Annotated in this window: 12 protein-coding genes; all 12 read right to left on the reverse strand. The window is 45.5% G+C overall.

What is annotated here, in order from left to right:
• Positions 1-166: 166 nt before the first annotated feature.
• Positions 167-3,397, reverse strand: coding sequence for a carbamoyl-phosphate synthase large subunit (gene carB / locus F0229_RS04315; protein WP_017059294.1), 3,231 nt, complete (start codon positions 3,395-3,397; stop codon positions 167-169).
• Between the two features lie 16 nt (positions 3,398-3,413).
• Positions 3,414-4,568: a glutamine-hydrolyzing carbamoyl-phosphate synthase small subunit gene (gene carA, locus F0229_RS04320; protein WP_010434758.1), complete on the reverse strand. Its 1,155-nt coding sequence runs from the start codon at positions 4,566-4,568 to the stop codon at positions 3,414-3,416.
• Positions 4,569-5,071: 503 nt separating this feature from the next.
• Entirely contained in the window at positions 5,072-5,896 is an 825-nt protein-coding gene (gene dapB / locus F0229_RS04325; protein ID WP_020628676.1) for a 4-hydroxy-tetrahydrodipicolinate reductase, read from the reverse strand.
• Positions 5,897-5,988: 92 nt separating this feature from the next.
• Positions 5,989-6,387 carry an 8-oxo-dGTP diphosphatase MutT gene (mutT, locus tag F0229_RS04330; protein ID WP_017062897.1) on the reverse strand — a complete coding sequence of 133 codons (399 nt, stop codon included), beginning with the start codon at positions 6,385-6,387 and terminating at the stop codon, positions 5,989-5,991.
• 348 nt (positions 6,388-6,735) lie between these two features.
• Positions 6,736-9,462: a preprotein translocase subunit SecA gene (gene secA / locus F0229_RS04335; RefSeq protein ID WP_171732323.1), complete on the reverse strand. Its 2,727-nt coding sequence runs from the start codon at positions 9,460-9,462 to the stop codon at positions 6,736-6,738.
• A gap of 390 nt (positions 9,463-9,852) precedes the next feature.
• Complete coding sequence (lpxC, locus tag F0229_RS04340; protein WP_010434751.1) at positions 9,853-10,770, reverse strand: UDP-3-O-acyl-N-acetylglucosamine deacetylase; 918 nt, start codon at positions 10,768-10,770, stop codon at positions 9,853-9,855.
• Positions 10,771-10,866: 96 nt separating this feature from the next.
• A complete protein-coding gene (ftsZ, locus tag F0229_RS04345; RefSeq protein ID WP_017059291.1) occupies positions 10,867-12,096 on the reverse strand; it encodes a cell division protein FtsZ in 1,230 nt (409 codons plus the stop codon).
• A gap of 31 nt (positions 12,097-12,127) precedes the next feature.
• Entirely contained in the window at positions 12,128-13,396 is a 1,269-nt protein-coding gene (gene ftsA, locus F0229_RS04350; RefSeq protein ID WP_010434747.1) for a cell division protein FtsA, read from the reverse strand.
• Complete coding sequence (locus F0229_RS04355) at positions 13,389-14,168, reverse strand: cell division protein FtsQ/DivIB (protein WP_029235089.1); 780 nt, start codon at positions 14,166-14,168, stop codon at positions 13,389-13,391. The genes ftsA and F0229_RS04355 overlap by 8 nt, the downstream gene beginning before the upstream one ends.
• A 191-nt stretch (positions 14,169-14,359) precedes the next feature.
• Positions 14,360-15,820: a UDP-N-acetylmuramate--L-alanine ligase gene (murC, locus tag F0229_RS04360; RefSeq protein ID WP_171732324.1), complete on the reverse strand. Its 1,461-nt coding sequence runs from the start codon at positions 15,818-15,820 to the stop codon at positions 14,360-14,362.
• Between the two features lie 13 nt (positions 15,821-15,833).
• A complete protein-coding gene (gene murG / locus F0229_RS04365; protein ID WP_017062898.1) occupies positions 15,834-16,895 on the reverse strand; it encodes an undecaprenyldiphospho-muramoylpentapeptide beta-N-acetylglucosaminyltransferase in 1,062 nt (353 codons plus the stop codon).
• A gap of 12 nt (positions 16,896-16,907) precedes the next feature.
• Positions 16,908-18,104 (reverse strand): cell division protein FtsW, encoded by a 1,197-nt coding sequence (gene ftsW / locus F0229_RS04370; RefSeq protein WP_171732325.1) that lies wholly within the window; start codon positions 18,102-18,104, stop codon positions 16,908-16,910.
• Positions 18,105-18,117 lie beyond the last annotated feature (13 nt).

Consider the following 18,117-nt stretch of genomic DNA (forward strand, 5'->3'; position numbering starts at 1 on the left):
TCACGGTGAACACCCTTGCATAGGCTAACGGTTCTCGCTCGACTGAGCCCGTAGAGGACTTTCACCTCCTAGATCAACGCCATGCTCGGCGCACCATAAAAAAGCCCACTCCGAAGAGTGGGCTTTGAGCATTTATATCCGCTTATCAGCGATACACTTTAGGCGATTAAGCTTGAGAAGCTTTAACCTGAGCGTGTAGCTCTTGAACTGAAGTTACTGACGTTTTCGCGTCTGCAGTGTGCGCCATACAAGTCGCGAATGCAGCGTTTAGCGTAGTCGTGTAGTTAACTTTCTCAGCAAGTGCACCACGACGAAGAACTTTAGAATCTTCAATCGCTTGACGGCCAGCTGCAGTGTTCACGATGTACGTGTACTCGTTGTTCTTGATACGGTCAAGAATGTGAGGACGACCTTCATGTACCTTGTTTACTAGACGTGGGTTGATGCCCGCTTCGCCAAGGATAACCGCAGTACCGTGCGTTGCGTCTAGCTGGTAACCAAGTTTAGATAGCTTAGATGCTAGGTCAACAACACGCTCTTTGTCGCCTTCGCGAACAGAAAGAAGTGCACGACCGCCTTCTGGGTAGATGTTGCCACAACCCAATTCAGCTTTAGAGTATGCTTCTGCGAACGTCGCACCAACACCCATAACTTCACCAGTAGAGCGCATTTCAGGGCCTAACAGTGGGTCAACACCAGGGAACTTGTTGAATGGAAGTACAACTTCTTTCACTGAGTAGTAAGGAGGGATGATTTCTTTCGTAAAGCCTTGAGACTCAAGAGATTGACCCGCCATTACACGAGCAGCAATCTTAGCGATTGGCGCGCCAGTTGCTTTAGATACAAATGGAACCGTACGTGCTGCACGAGGGTTAACCTCGATTAGGTACACTTCATTGTTCTTAACAGCAAACTGCGTGTTCATCAGACCACGAACACCCAACTCGAACGCTAGCTTTTCAACTTGCTCGCGCATTACGTCTTGGATTTCTTGGCTTAGCGTGTATGCAGGAAGAGAACATGCTGAGTCACCTGAGTGAACACCCGCTTGCTCGATGTGCTCCATGATACCGCCGATTACAACGCGCTCACCGTCACAAATCGCATCTACGTCAACTTCAACAGCGTCATCTAGGAAGCTATCAAGTAGTACTGGAGATTCGTTTGATACGCTAACTGCTTCGTTGAAGTAGCGACGTAGGTCTTGCTCGTCGTATACGATTTCCATCGCACGACCACCAAGTACGTAAGAAGGACGCACAACCAGTGGGAAGCCGATTTCGCGAGATTTCTCTACCGCTTGCTCCATTGTTGTTACTGTCGCGTTTTCTGGCTGAAGTAGGCCTAGACGGTCTACAGCAACTTGGAAACGCTCACGGTCTTCTGCACGGTCGATTGCGTCTGGGCTAGTACCGATGATTGGTACGCCAGCAGCTTCAAGAGCACGTGCCAGTTTAAGTGGCGTTTGACCACCGTACTGAACGATAACGCCTTTTGGCTTCTCAACGCGAGCGATTGCTAGTACATCTTCCAGAGTTACTGGTTCGAAGTACAGACGGTCAGACGTATCGTAGTCTGTAGAAACAGTCTCAGGGTTACAGTTAACCATGATAGTTTCGTAGCCATCTTCACGTAGCGCTAGTGATGCGTGTACACAACAGTAGTCAAATTCAATACCTTGGCCGATACGGTTTGGACCGCCGCCTAGAATCATGATTTTTTCTTTGTCTGTTGGGTTTGCTTCACACTCGTCATCGTAAGATGAGTACATGTAAGCCGTGTCTGAAGAGAACTCAGCTGCACACGTATCTACACGCTTGTATACCGGGTGGATATCGTATTGGTCACGTAGACGACGGATTTCGCTTTCTGCTACACCTAGAATCTTAGATAGGCGCGCATCAGCAAAACCTTTACGCTTAAGCTTGTTTAGCTCGTCTTTATTTAGACCAGCAAAGCCTTTCGCTTTAAGTTCTTGCTCTAGCTTAACGATGTCTTCGATTTGAACTAGGAACCAACGGTCGATTTGCGTTAGGTTGAATACACCATCTACCGACATACCAGCACGGAATGCGTCAGCGATGTACCAAATACGCTCTGCGCCAGCTTCTTTAAGTTCGTGACGGATAGTCGTTAGAGCATCTGGTGCGTCTAGGTCTACCATTTCGTCAAAACCAGTCGCGCCAACTTCTAGGCCGCGAAGTGCTTTTTGTAGAGATTCTTGTTGGTTACGGCCGATAGCCATAACTTCACCAACCGACTTCATTTGCGTCGTTAGGCGGTCGTTAGCACCTGCAAACTTCTCGAAGTTAAAACGAGGAATCTTAGTTACTACGTAGTCGATTGTTGGTTCGAATGATGCTGGAGTTGCGCCGCCAGTGATGTCATTCATTAGCTCGTCTAGCGTGAAACCAACAGCCAGTTTCGCTGCAATCTTAGCGATTGGGAAACCTGTTGCTTTAGATGCTAGTGCAGAAGAGCGAGATACACGTGGGTTCATTTCGATGATAACCATACGGCCATCTTTCGGGTTGATACCAAACTGTACGTTTGAACCACCTGTTTCAACACCAATCTCACGCAGTACTGCTAGAGATGCGTTACGCATTAGTTGGTATTCTTTATCTGTCAGCGTTTGAGCTGGAGCCACAGTGATTGAGTCACCTGTGTGAATACCCATTGGGTCGAAGTTTTCAATCGCACATACGATGATGCAGTTGTCGTTTTTGTCACGAACCACTTCCATCTCGTACTCTTTCCAACCGATAAGTGATTCATCGATAAGAAGTTCATTAGTTGGAGATAGATCCAAACCACGACGACAAATTTCTTCAAATTCTTCTTTGTTGTAAGCGATACCGCCACCAGTACCACCCATCGTGAACGATGGACGAATGATACAAGGGAAGCCAACCATGTCTAAAACTTTGTAAGCTTCTTCCATCGTTTTCGCTGTATCAGCAGTTGGACACTCAAGGCCAATTGCTTTCATTGCTTTATCGAAGCGTGAACGGTCTTCTGCTTTATCGATAGCGTCAGCCGTTGCACCAATCATTTCAACACCGAACTCTTCAAGAACGCCGTGCTTTTCTAGGTCTAGAGCACAGTTCAATGCAGTTTGGCCACCCATAGTAGGTAGAACTGCATCAGGCTTCTCTTTAGCGATGATGTTACGCACAACTTCCCATTGGATAGGCTCGATGTAAGTTGCATCTGCCATGTCTGGGTCAGTCATGATTGTCGCTGGGTTCGAGTTTACAAGAATAACTCGGTAACCTTCTTCGCGAAGCGCTTTACAAGCTTGAGCACCAGAGTAATCGAACTCACATGCTTGGCCGATAACGATCGGGCCAGCACCTAGAATAAGAATACTTTTAATGTCAGTACGTTTTGGCATTGTCTACTACTCCGAATTACGCTGTGTGCTGTTTGATTAGTTCAATAAAGTGGTCGAATAACGGCGCTGCGTCTTCTGGACCTGGGCTTGCTTCAGGGTGACCTTGGAAGCTGAATGCTGGTTTGTCTGTACGGTGAATACCTTGTAGAGAACCATCAAATAGTGATTTGTGCGTTGCACGTAGTGTCTCTGGAAGGGTTTCTTCGTCAGCAGCAAAGCCGTGGTTTTGCGAAGTAATCATCACAACATCACGATCTAAATCTTTAACCGGGTGGTTTGCGCCGTGGTGACCAAACTTCATCTTCACTGTCTTAGCGCCTGACGCAAGAGCAAGAATCTGGTGACCTAGACAGATACCGAAGATTGGTAAGCCTTTTTCTAGGAACACTTTTGTCGCTTCAATTGCGTAAGTACATGGTTCTGGGTCACCAGGGCCATTTGAAAGGAAAACACCGTCTGGGTTCAGAGCAAGTACTTCTTCAGCTGAAGTCTCAGCAGGAACAACCGTTAGGCGGCAGCCGCGGTCAACAAGCATTCGTAGGATGTTTCGTTTTGCACCGAAGTCATAAGCAACAACGTGGTATGGCAATTCTGAGTCTGCTTTCGCTTCAGGAAGTCCACCCGTAAGCGTCCACGAACCTTGTTTCCATTGATACGCTTCTTTTGTTGTAACTTCTTTCGCAAGGTCCATACCTTTCAGGCCAGGGAATTCTTTTGCTTTAGCTAGAGCCAAAGCTTCGTCTAGGTTTCCGTCGTTTACTGAAGAGCCAGCTACAATACAACCGTTCTGTGCGCCTTTTTCACGAAGAATACGCGTCAACTTACGAGTATCAATATCAGCGATACCAACAACGTTTTGCGACTTAAGGTAATCAGAAAGGGATTGTTCATTACGGAAGTTAGAAGCGATTAGAGGGAGATCGCGAATCACAAGGCCTTGAGCGTGGATTGAAGAAGATTCTTCGTCTTCGGAATTGGTTCCGGTATTGCCAATGTGAGGGTAAGTAAGGGTAACGATTTGTTGAGAATAGGAAGGATCAGTGAGGATTTCTTGGTACCCCGTCATCGAGGTATTAAAAACGACTTCACCAACTGCAGAACCTACAGCGCCAATGGCTTCACCGTGAAATACTGTCCCATCTTCTAGGACGAGTAGTGCTGACTTCTTCAAGACAACCTCCAGAAATAAAAATGCATTAAAATTGATTTAATTTGCAAATCTACCTTCCTGCAACACCAAAAACTGCGTGTTTATGGAAATTAGACAAATTGGCGGTATTTTAGTGATCTGCGTGATACGTGTCAACATTTAACTCAAAAGAAATTAAACATTTGTAAGGACTAATTCAATTTACCCCCTCAAAGCTCCAAAAGTTCAACTTTCATGCGCATTTAGCTCGAATATTACGATTTTCTAATTTTCACTCCTCATTTTAGCCAACCATAGAGTGATAAAAATATCAGCAACAAAACGCAATCGATAAATACCAAGAGAAAACATGACAATTTAAAGATCTAAAACAAAAAACACACTAAAGACCACATAAACAGCATAGAAATGGAGTCAAAAAGGCGATAAGAAGAAAGTAGAAGGAAGATCGGAGAAGTGAGATTACTAAGGAAAATGCACCAAATAAAGAAAGCGCCGGCAATTGCCAGCGCATAAATATCTATTTATAGGTCATTCAAACCAAGCACATCCGTCATGGTATAAAAGCCTGCTGGTTTATCATTTAACCAAACCGCGGCCTTGATTGCGCCATTAGCAAAGGTCATTCGATCAGTGGCTTTATGGGTAATTTCCACTCGTTCACCGATATCAGCAAACATAGCGGTGTGTTCACCAATAATGTCACCGGCACGAATCGTCGCGAAACCAATCTCATCTTTAGTGCGCTCGCCAGTAATACCCTCGCGTGACCATACAGCTACATCGTTCAGCTCGTTGCCCATAGCACCCGCAATAGCTTCGCCCATACCAATCGCAGTACCTGACGGTGCATCGACTTTATGACGGTGATGAGCCTCAACGATCTCGACATCACAGTAATCGCCCATCACTTTAGCGGCCTTCTCTAGCAGCTTAAAGACCAGGTTCACACCAACGCTGTAGTTAGGTGCCATTACGATAGCCATCTCTTTTGAAGCAGCATCAATCACCTGCTTCTCTTCTTCAGAGAAGCCCGTTGTACCGATGATCAGTTTTTTACCGTGACGTTTACAAAGTTCAATATTCGCTAATGTGCTAACAGGGGCAGTAAAATCGACAATCACATCAAACTCTTCGATGGCTTTAGACAAATCATCGACTAAAGCAACATCAAAACGACCTTCACCGCATAACTCGCCGACATCTACGCCGACCAAAGATGACTCTGGACGCTCTGAACCAGCTCCAACACTTGCTTCTGAATTATGATGAGCGGCTTTCACCAAGTTGCGGCCCATGCGGCCCGCTGCTCCTGCAATTGCAATTCTTACCACTGCGAATATCTCCATTGTTTTGGTTACCGTTGCCACTTATCTCTTGCAGCAACGTTCAATCGATTAATCTCTTTAAACTAACAACAATCTCAAACTCAGGCTAGCAATTACGAAAACTCTTTTATTACTCGCTCTAAAATTGGCACATTTGCCTCTGGGAAGGCGTATTGATTCAATGATTCTAGGCTTACCCATTCACCTTGCTGACCTTCTTTACCATAAGGCTGCTCTTCAAAATCAGTCACGAGAATGAAATCGAACTTAAGTGACTTATCCGTGTAATCAAATTCAAGATGCTCAAACAGAGACTGCTCGGTCACCTTGATACCGACCTCTTCATCAAGCTCGCGAGTCATCGCTTGCTCAATAGTTTCGCCCTCTTCAACCTTGCCACCTGGAAATTCCCAGAAGCCACCTTTGTGCTTGTCATCTGGACGCTTAGTGATAAAGACCTGTGACTTATCTTGATTGAAGATAATACCCGCTACGATATGGATTCTTTTCATTGATGGTGTTCCTTAATAAAACGCTGAACTCACATAGTCCCTAAATACGTCATCCTCAAGAAAGAGGAACGACTGAGTTGGGGATCTAAAACTACGCGAGCCTAACTAAACAAGATTCCCTACTACGCTCGCTCCTCGCTATAGGGAATGACAACTTCCTTGCGTAACAAAGTAAGCCATGAAATTTACATACAAAAAGAGCCGCCTAAGCGACTCTTTATATTCTATTTGTCAGTTTTATGAAGCTAAGTTGTAGTGTATGAGAGCAAGGCGGTGGCACGGAGCTTACGACTGTTAGTGAGTACCACCAACGCAGCTACCATGCGCTACAGCAACGATTCATTAAACTTACGCGATTTTACCGTGACACTGCTTGTACTTCTTACCGCTACCACATGGGCATGGCTCGTTACGGCCAACTTTACGCTCGTCACGCACTACCGTTTGTGGAGATGCCGCTTCAGCTTCATCGTCAGCTAGCTGGTTTTCAGCTGTTGCATGTTGCGCTTGTGCACGACGCGCCGCTTCTTCAGCTTGAGCTTGACGTTGAGCTTCCATCTTTTCAACTTCTTCTTGTTGCTGAACGCGCACTTTAGAAAGGATGGTAACAACGTCTGTTTTCAGTACATCTAGTAGGCCTTCAAACAGTTCAAACGACTCGCGCTTGTACTCTTGTTTCGGGTTCTTCTGAGCATAACCACGTAAGTGGATACCTTGACGAAGGTGATCCATCGCAGCCAAGTGCTCTTTCCAAAGGCCGTCTAGCGTTTGTAGCATCACAGATTTCTCGAAGTTACGCAGTACTTGAGCACCAACCACTTCTTCTTTCTGTTTGTACGAATCAACCGCCATACCAAGAATACGCTCACGCAATGCTTCTTCATAAAGCTTGTCGTCTTCGTCTAACCAACCTTGAATATCAAAGTCTAGATCGAAGTCATTCTTCAGACGATCTTGCAGACCCGCGATATCCCACATATCTTCAAGAGACTGAGGTGAGATGTATTCATCAATCACTGATGCCAATACATCTTCACGGTTGTGTTCGATCATCTCGCTGATATCGTCAGAGCTCATCAGTTCATCACGAAGCTCATAAACCACTTTACGTTGGTCATTGGCTACATCATCGTACTCAAGAAGCTGCTTACGAATATCGAAGTTACGACCTTCAACTTTACGTTGTGCTTTTTCAATTGAGCGAGAAAGCATCTTAGATTCGATCGCTTCGCCTTCGTCCATACCACTTTGGATAAGACCAGCCATACGATCCGATGTGAAGATACGTAGCAGAGAATCTTCCATTGATAGGTAGAAACGAGAAGAACCCGCATCACCTTGACGACCAGAACGACCACGTAGCTGGTTGTCGATACGGCGAGATTCATGACGCTCAGTACCAATGATGTGCAGACCACCTGACTCAAGCACTTTATCGTGGATTACTCTCCAGTCAGCTTTGATCTTCTCGATCTGCTCTTTGGTTGGATTCTCTAGCTTCTCAACTTGTGCCTGCCAGCTACCACCTAATACGATATCGGTACCACGACCAGCCATGTTAGTTGCGATAGTTACCGCACTCGGCATACCAGCTTGTGCAACGATCTCTGCTTCCATTTCGTGGAATTTAGCATTTAGAACGCTGTGCTTAATTTTTGCTTTTTTCAGTGCGTTAGACAGTAGTTCAGACTTCTCGATAGAAACCGTACCAACCAATGATGGCTGACCAGCAGCTACACGGTCTTTGATGTCTTCAATGATCGCATTGAACTTGTCTTCTTCGGTACGATAAACCACATCTGGCATATCGTTACGAACCATAGGCTTGTTGGTTGGGATAACCACTGTTTCTAGGCCGTAGATAGACTGAAATTCGAAAGCTTCTGTATCGGCTGTACCTGTCATACCTGACAGTTTTTCGTATAGACGGAAGAAGTTCTGGAATGTAATCGATGCTAGCGTCTGGTTTTCATTCTGAATCTTCACACCTTCTTTAGCTTCAACAGCTTGGTGTAAACCTTCAGACCAACGACGACCTGGCATAGTACGACCAGTATGTTCATCAACGATAACCACTTCGCCTTCTTCAGTAACGATGTAGTCGACGTCTTTCTCAAACAGTACGTGTGCACGCAGCGCTGCATTAACATGGTGCAATAGGCTGATATTAGTTGGAGAGTAAAGCGTGTCACCCTCTTCCATCAGGCCGTTTTTGACCATTAGCTCTTCTACAAATTCTTGACCGTTTTCAGTCAGGTGAACCTGTTTCGATTTCTCGTCCATGGTGTAGTGACCTTCACCACGGTACTCTTCAGAATCTTCTTTATCTTGGCGCTCAAGGTTAGGGATCAACGTGTTAATACGCGTGTAAAGATCTGAACTATCTTCAGCTGGGCCAGAGATAATAAGTGGAGTACGAGCTTCATCGATTAAGATTGAGTCAACCTCATCGACAACAGCAAAGAAGCGCTCACGTTGAACACGATCTTCAGCACGGAAAGCCATGTTGTCACGTAGGTAATCGAAGCCAAACTCGTTGTTTGTTCCGTATAGGATATCCGCTTGGTACGCTTCTTTCTTCTCTGGTGGAGCCATGTTTGGCACGTTTACGCCAACAGTCATACCAAGGAATTCAAATAATGGGCGGTTTGTTTCCGCATCACGCTTCGCTAGGTAGTCGTTCACCGTTACTACGTGAACACCTTTGCTAGGTAGGGCGTTAAGATAAGCTGGTAGGGTTGCTGTAAGAGTCTTACCTTCACCAGTACGCATTTCTGCAATTTGGCCAGCATTTAGAACCATGCCACCAATCATTTGCACGTCAAAGTGACGCATGCCGTAAACACGCTTAGACGCTTCACGTACCGTAGCAAATGCTTCAGGTAGAAGTTGGTCTAGCGATTCACCTTTATCTAAGCGCTCACGAAATTCAACCGTTTTTGCTTTTAGCTCTTCGTCTGAAAGTGCTTCAAACGTTGGTTCGAAGTTATTAATTTCTTTTACAATTTTTCTAAGGCGGCGCAGTGTTCTGTCATTGCGACTGCCAATTACCTTTGTCAGCAGCTTAGTAATCATGTGCTTGGAATCTCTTCGTTCTCAGATCGTCCGCGATCTATTTTAAATGCCGTCAGTGTCTCTACTAGCTATGAACTAGTCTTCAGTTACTAACCAAGGATACTGAGATAAATCTAGTATCTTTGATATTGTACTTGAGAGTAGAGTTTTCAAGGCTTGAGTTAAAATTAATGCCCTTTAGTGTAAGTAATTTTCACACCAACAACCATTTATAACCCCATTTGTTTGATGTGCTTGGAACTTTTCTTTCTAATTGCTGATGGATTAGCCAGACTGCAGCTCATTGGGAGACAACTTTCGGATGTTGACGACACTGTATCTGGAAAATAGATACAAAAAAACCAGGTCAATGACCTGGTTTTCGAAATCTTATATTGCTGTAAACAACAATTACGCTAGAACCATTCCTGGTTCAGCAAATGCAACAGGAGAGCCTACTTCTTCTTCGAATGTTGCCCATTCCCAAGCTTCTGCGTCAGCAAGTACTGCACGTAGTAGTTGGTTGTTTAGGCCGTGACCTGATTTGTATGCACGAAACTCACCAATAATAGCGTGTCCACACATGTACAAGTCACCAATCGCATCTAGTACTTTATGAGTTACGAACTCATTGTCAAAACGTAGACCCTCTTCATTAAGAATTCGGTATTCGTCAAGTACGATAGCATTATCAAAGCTACCACCAAGTACTAGGTTTTGAGATTGTAGATACTCAATGTCGCGCATGAAGCCGAAAGTACGAGCGCGAGAGATTTCTTTCACAAAACCTTGTGAAGAGAAATCAAACAACAAACGTTGCTCATCAGATTCAATTGCTGGGTGGTTAAAGTCGATCTCAAAGTCCATACGGAAGCCGTTAAATGGAACAAACTCTGCCCACTTATCGCCATCTTCAAAACGGATAGGCTTTTTGATACGAATAAAACGCTTCGCTGCATTCAGTGTTTCTACACCCGCTTGCTGTAGCAAGTATACGAATGGGCTTGCGCTACCATCCATAATTGGGATTTCAGGAGCATCTACTTCAACAATAATGTTGTCGATGCCCATACCCGCTAAAGCTGCGTTAAGGTGTTCCACTGTAGAGATACGTACGCCTTCGTCATTAACAAGAGCTGTACATAGCATAGTGTCACGAACTGACGCTGGATCAGCTGGGAAATCTACAGGTGGATTTACATCTGTACGACGATAAACAATACCTGTATTTGCAGCTGCCGGGCGAAGAGTAAGTGTGACTTTACGACCAGAGTGGAGACCCACACCAGTTGTTTTCACAATTTCTTTCAGAGTACGTTGTCTGATCATCTGCTTGCCTCGTTATCAGTGCTACAAATCACGGTCAGTATTTACCGACCGCGAATTTTACCATTAATTCGACGATAGTCAAATTTTGGGTATTTGTTAATCAGCCTGACGTCGTAAGAATGCTGGAATATCTAAGTATCCACTCTCTTTCTCAGCCTTAGGTGCTGCACTTTGGCTAGCGCCTGTACCTGAAGAAACAGGTGACGTTGTTGGTTGCGGCTTAACTTGAGGTTTAACCTCAGTTTTTTCTTGCAATGGTTGTGCCACTTTCTCTTCCACTTTTGGTGCAGTTTGAGCCGCTACCTGTGGTTGAGGAGTTGGTGCAACCTTAGCTTTACCACCAGCAACTAATGTAATGTCTGGTTTTTTCTCTGTGCCGATACCTGTTGCAACAACAGTTACGCGGATTTCATCTGTCATATCAGGGTCTAGAGAAGTACCAATCACAACTGTTGCGTTATCAGATGCGAATGCCTTAACTGTATTACCTACTGTTTCGAATTCATCTAGACGCATATCTAGGCCTGCTGTGATGTTCACAAGAACGCCACGTGCGCCAGCTAGGTCGATGTCTTCTAGTAGTGGGCTAGAAATTGCCGTTTCAGCAGCTTCTTCAGCACGGTCTTCACCTTTTGCGATACCGCTACCCATCATTGCATGACCCATCTCAGACATTACGGTGCGAACATCCGCGAAATCGACGTTAATCATACCAGGGCGAGTAATTAGCTCAGCGATACCTTGTACAGCGTTTTTAAGTACATCATTGGCACTTGCGAAAGCTTCTAGCAGAGTTACGCCGCGGCCAAGTACTTTAAGTAGCTTTTCATTTGGAATCGTAATTAATGAATCCACATGTTTAGAAAGCTCTTCAATACCTTGCTCAGCAAACGCTAAACGCTTTTTGCCTTCAAAGCTAAATGGCTTAGTTACAACAGCAACCGTCAGCACACCCAACTCTTTCGCAACTTCAGCAATAACTGGAGCAGCACCTGTACCAGTCCCACCGCCCATACCAGCTGCGATAAATACCATATCGGCGCCAGTTAGAACTTCTTTAATTCTTTCTCGATCTTCGAGAGCTGCATCACGGCCTACTTGTGGGTTTGCACCAGCGCCCAAACCTTTAGTGATATCACCACCAATTTGGATCACGCTGCTCACGCTTGTTTTACGAAGTGCTTGTGCATCAGTGTTAACACTGATGAATTCTACGCCTTCGATTGATTCACGTACCATGTGCTCAACAGCGTTACCGCCACCGCCACCAACTCCAACGACTTTAATTACTGCATCGTCAGACATTTCCATCATCGGTTCAAACATGTGTTATCTCCGTTTTTTCCTGCAACTCAGGTTAAAACTCTTTTTGTATCCAATTACGCAATTTGCCAAATAAACCAGACATAGAAGGTGCTGAACGCTTAGGTTCGCTGTAATCACCTTCATCACTGATCTGACAATCTCTTGCGTAATGAAGTAAACCAACCGCCGTAGAATGATACGGCTCTTTAACATAGTCAGTTAAGCCACTAACTTCTAACGGCTTACCAACTCGAACTTGATTGCGGAAAACACGTTCCGCACACTCTACCAATCCGTCAATTTGTGCCGCTCCACCAGTGAGAACGACGCCAGCTGCAAGGTGGTGTTTAATACCTTCATCTCGTAGCTGTAATTGAACCGTATCAATAGTTTGGTTAACGAGACCCATAAGTTCAGTGTAACGTGGTTCAATCACTTCCGACAAAGTTTGTCGTTGCAAACTTCTCGATGGGCGACCACCAACACTTGGGACGTTAACAGAGTCATCCTTGCTTACGAGTTCACTCAGAGCGCAACCATGGTTTACTTTTATCTCTTCAGCATCGCTCACTGGCGTGCCGAAAGCGAAGGCAATATCACTGGTTACTGCATTTCCTGCGTAGGAAAAGACTTCTGTGTGTCGAAGTGCGCCGCCAGTCCAAATGGAAATATCCATTGTACCCGCACCGATATCGACAACACATACTCCAAGCTCTCTCTCGTCTTCAGTAATTACCGCATTGCTTGAGGCAAGTCCTGAAAACACGATTTGTTCTACTGTGAGACCACATCGTTCAACAGCTTTAATAATGTTTCTCGCCATGTCGCTATGGCAAGAAATTAGGTGAACACTGACTTCCATTCGAACACCAGATAAGCCAAGTGGGTTCTTAATCCCTTCTTGATAATCAATGGTAAATTCTTGTGGGATCACGTGCAGAATTCTCTGCTCATCACCTATTTTAATTGATTTCGCGGTATGGATCGCTCGATCCATATCGTCTTGAGACACCTCTTCATCAGAGATAGTGCCCATGCCTTTTTCAATTCGGCTTGCGATATGTTTACCCGATAGCGAGATAAATACATTGCTGATTTGGCATTCCGCCATCAACTCTGCTTGATCAATAGCTCGCTGAACCGACTTAACTACCGACTCTAGGTCGTTTACACCACCTTTATCCATACCTCTGGATGGGCTTTGCCCAGAACCAATGATATTGATTTGACCATCAGGCAATATTTCACCAACCAGAGCTGATATGGTCGCAGTGCCTATATCAAGACCAACGATTATGTTGTCATCTGCGGTCTTAGTCATCTGTGCTCTCTTCTAACTCTTGCTCTGGAAACCAGCCTACAGCGGCTCCCGTATCATACCTGAGGTCGATGTAGCTCACTTGATTCGCTTTACTACCAAGTTCGTTGTAAAGCGAAATGAAGCGTTCAACACGCTCATCTAAAGAATCTTTACCTAGTTCTAAACGGATACCGTTATCTAGGATTATTTGCCAAGCGCGACGCTCATTGAGAACGAGAGAGGTAACGGTTAACCCTAGACTGTTAATCAAAGGGGTTATCTGTCGCCACTTTTCTATCACTTCTTGGCTGGTGCCGTCTGGGCCGTAAAGCTTAACTCTATCGCCCTTCAACAGGCCGATATCACCATTAAACACCTGACCATCGTCATTCAGCAGCATGTTACCGTTCCAGATTGCTGCCGCATGGTACTCAGTCAAAAATACTTTTATTGTGTCTGGCCACTGCTTACGAATGGAGACCACTGAAACCCAAGGTAACGCTTCTAAACTGTCTTGCAACACACCGATGTCTTGCGACATGAAGGTTCCAATGTGCTCTAGCTCGCTAAAGGCATGTTGAACATCACCAGCGGTTACGTAAGTTAAGTCGCCTTGAAGTACTATTTTGGAGAGAGGCAATCGCTGATCGTCCCACATCCAAGTTAGTGTGGTATAGAAAAGAAACCCAATGAATAGCAATACCATGACAAAAAAAGACCCGCCTAAGGCGTGTTTCTTGAGCGACGGTAAACTGAATAGGTGGCGGTTTTCGCTAAAAGTACTTTCTACCAAAGCCCGCATTCCCTGTCGTTGGTTCGCAATTCTATTCCCTATCTTCGTAATAGAGGTAAAAGCACTTACTTTAACCTATGAATTATACTGAGCAAAATCAAACTATCAAACGTTGATAATAAGATTTTTGGTCAATTTTAGGTCAATCGCAAGAAACGAGCGATCGACCACAGTATGTAGACGCTATTCTGTTACGCGTTCTGCATTTTATTAATGTCTAACTGTAACGATTCCAACTGCTTCGCCACTCGACCAACATCGCCTGCACCCTGCGTTAAAACAAGGTCACCGCCTTGAATTACGTTGGCTAAAGCCGATGGCAGCGTGTTGATATCAGCAACAAAGATGGGATCAATCTTACCACGCCCACGAATAGTTCGACTTAACGAGCGTCCGTCAGCCCCTGCAATAGGTTTCTCACCTGCAGAATAAACATCTAACAGAATAAGCACATCAACCTGCTCAAGAACGTTCGCGAAGTCATCATACAGATCGCGAGTGCGGCTATAACGGTGCGGTTGGAAGATCATCACAAGACGTTTATCAGTCCAACCACTTCGTGCAGCTTGAATGGTGACATCAACTTCGGTTGGGTGATGGCCGTAATCATCGACCAGCATTGCAACACCCTTACCCGTTTCATATTCACCAAGGTGATCGAAACGACGGCCAGTGCCTTCCGTTCCAGCCATCGCTTTTAGAATCGCTTCATCGCTGATGTCATCTTCCGTCGCAACCGCAATCGCCGCTGATGCGTTCAGTGCGTTATGGCGACCGGGAATGTTCAACGTAATATCGAGATTGGCTTTACCTTTACGAACAACCGTAAACTTGCCTTGCTGACCTTGTTGTACATAGTTTTCAATGCGGATATCAGCGTCTTCAGAGAAGCCGTAAGTAATCACTTGGCGGCTCACCTGAGGGATAAGTTCACGTACAACAGGATCATCTACACACATCACAGCCTGGCCGTAGAACGGCAGGTTGTGTAGGAAATCGATAAATGTCTGCTTTAGCGTTTCGAAATCGCCGCCGTAGGTATCCATATGATCCGCTTCAATGTTAGTTACGATACTAACCATAGGTTGCAGATGTAAAAATGAAGCATCACTCTCATCGGCTTCAGCGATAAGAATACGGCTTGAACCTAAACGTGCGTTAGTGCCAGCACTTTTAACCAAACCACCGTTTACGAAGGTTGGATCTAGGCCGGCTTCCGAGTAAATCTGTGTCACTAGCGCAGTCGTGGTTGTTTTACCGTGCGTACCTGCCACAGCAATACCGTGACGAAAACGCATCAGCTCAGCCAGCATTTCTGCACGACGAACGATCGGTGTGCGCGCTTCACGAGCTGCAATAATTTCTGGGTTTTCTTCGTTGATAGCGGTTGAAACAACCACCACACTTGCGTCGGCAACGTTACTCGCTTGGTGACCGATATAAACGGTCGCACCCTTGCTAACTAAACGATCAGTCACTGGGTTTTGAGCAATATCAGAACCCGTGATCTGGTAGCCTTCATTTAGCAAGACTTCAGCAATCCCGCTCATTCCGGCACCACCAATACCAATGAAGTGGATAGATTTAACACGGCGCATCTCTGGCACCATTGCACGGATTTGCGCTAAGTCTTGGGTATGTTCAATCGTCATCAATTCAATCTCATTATTTTGCTAAAGCTTTAATCGCTTCAGCGACGGTCACATCAGCATCAAGCTTGGCGGCTTGACGAGCTTTTGTTGCCATCATTTTTAATTCATTTCTATCAAGCTGCGCGATAGTGTTCGCTAGCTTATCAGCCGTTAGTTGAGGCTGTTCAATCATTAACGCTGCGCCACATTCAACTAAATGGTCGGCATTCAACGCTTGTTGTCTGTCTTTGTGCATAAACGGAACGAAGATAGAACCGACACCTGCCGCAGACACTTCTGATACGGTTAATGCACCTGAGCGACACACTAATAGATCTGCCCACTCATAAGCTTGCGCCACATCATCAATAAATTCAGTCACTTGAACATTACCAACAGAATGTGATTTGTATTGCTCAATAACTTGTTGTTGATTGTTCTTACCCGCTTGGTGCATCACAGTGAAGCCTTCACCAAGCTGCGCCATCGTTACTGGCAAGGTATCGTTTAGGATTTTTGCGCCCTGACTGCCGCCCATAACCAAGATGCGGATGTCACCATCACGCTCAGCCATGCGTTGCTCGGGTTCAGCTAAGGCAACCACATCTTCGCGTACTGGGTTACCCACCACTTCTGCGGTAGGGAAAGCACCAGGGAAAGCTTGGAAAACCTTTTTAGCAATCTTAGACAGCCATTGGTTGGTTAAACCTGCCACTGCATTTTGTTCATGGAGAACCACTGGAATGCCAGACAACCATGCCGCGATACCACCCGGGCCACTCACGTAGCCACCCATACCAAGTACCACATCAGGCTGCCATGCTTTGATGTGTTGCCTTGCTTGAAGTATGGCATTAATAATCTGGAACGGCGCTTTAATTAACTTGCTAATGCCTTGACCACGCAGGCCTTTCACTTTGATGAAGTCGATTTCAATGCCATGCTTTGGCACTAAATCCGCTTCCATTCTGTCTGCTGTGCCTAACCAGCGAATTTCCCAACCTTGTTGCTGAAGCTTTTTCGCTACTGCTAACCCTGGGAAAACGTGACCGCCAGTACCACCAGCCATCACTAAAAGTTTTTTGTTTTGTTTCATCACGTTAGATTCTTATTCTACTAATTCGTTTTGACTATCAGCTTGTTCTTTTTTTTGCATTCGGCATTCGTGGTCAATGCGCAGCAGCATTGATACCGCCACAGACATAACAATTAAACTCGAACCACCATAACTGATTAGCGGTAGGGTTAGACCTTTGGTCGGAACGATGCCAGATGCAGCACCTACGTTAACAAGCGTCTGAAACGCAAACCAAATACCAATACCAAAAGCCAGATAGCCGCTGAACACTTGATCGTGTTCAAAGGCTTTTTTACCTATCAGAATGGCTTTTAACACCAAGCTGAAGATCAACATTAATACTAAGGTAACACCGACAAAGCCAAGCTCTTCAGCCAACACAGCAAATACAAAATCGGTATGCGCTTCTGGTAAGTATTCGAGTTTTTGAATCGAGTTACCAAGCCCTTGCCCCATCCAATCACCACGGCCAAACGCCATCAATGACTGAGTTAACTGGTAACCACTGCCGAACGGGTCGTTCCAAGGTTCCCAGAATGAGGTAACACGTCGAACACGATAAGGTTCTATAACAATCAAACCGACGACCGCGGCAATACCTGCCACCATCAAGGCGATAAACTGTGAAAGCTTGGCACCAGCAATGAATAGCATGCCGAACAGGGTCACTAGCATTACGACCACAGTACCTAAATCGGGCTGGCCTAGCAGCAGCACGGCAAAAGCGCCGAATACCATGATCGGTTTACCAAAACCACCGAAGAAGGTTTTTCTCACTTCATCTTGCTTCCGAACCAAGTAGCCCGCCATAAAGATAAACAGCGATAACTTGGCAACTTCAGCGGGTTGTAAGTTAAATAGCCCTAATGGGATCCAACGCGATGCGCCGTTAACCGACTTACCGACGGCTAATACCACAATCAGCAAGAAGAAGGACAAGCCCAGTAGATACATACTGTATTGAAACCAGCGTTGCATCGGGATTTGCAATATGACGCTAGAGACACCTAACGCCAATACAAGGAAGATGGCATGACGGAACATAAAGTGAAACGGCTGATCGGTTAAACGAGCACTGATGGGGAACGAAGCAGACGTCACCATCACCAAACCTGTCAGCATTAGCCCAAGAGCAATCCACACCAATTGACGATCGTAAAGCGCCTCGGGAGTAGCACGGTTTAGCCACTGCCAGATGGATTGATTAATCTCTTTGACTCTTTGCACCGAATGTTAGTCC

The organism is Vibrio sp. AIC-3 (assembly GCF_013114515.1).
Lineage (GTDB): Bacteria > Pseudomonadota > Gammaproteobacteria > Enterobacterales > Vibrionaceae > Vibrio > Vibrio crassostreae_C.